The 243-nt window shown below is 47.7% G+C and carries 1 protein-coding gene; it reads right to left on the bottom strand.

Going from position 1 to position 243, the window contains the following annotated elements; translation table 11 throughout:
• A partial coding sequence (locus ND811_RS19555; RefSeq protein WP_265365574.1) for an ATP-binding cassette domain-containing protein occupies positions 1–227 on the bottom strand: 227 nt, incomplete at its 3' end.
• Between the last annotated feature and the right edge of the window lie 16 nt (positions 228–243).

Here is a 243-nt window from a genome sequence, read left to right on the forward strand (position 1 = left end):
TGTTTCATCCAATCGAACAGCGTCATATCTTCGGCAAAATCGGCGGCATGGTCCTGCGCAAAATAAGCAATGTTCGCCATCTCTGCCCATTTGATTTCGCCACTATCTAACATCAACTCATTCATTAAGCAGCGCAGCAGAGTGGTTTTGCCTGCGCCATTGGGTCCGATAATAGCAATGCGTTCGCCGGCCTCCACTTGCAAGCCCACATCGCGAAATAACTGCAATTCATCAAAACTTTAC

It is taken from the genome of Leptospira soteropolitanensis (genome assembly GCF_026151655.1).
Lineage (GTDB): Bacteria > Spirochaetota > Leptospiria > Leptospirales > Leptospiraceae > Leptospira_A > Leptospira_A soteropolitanensis.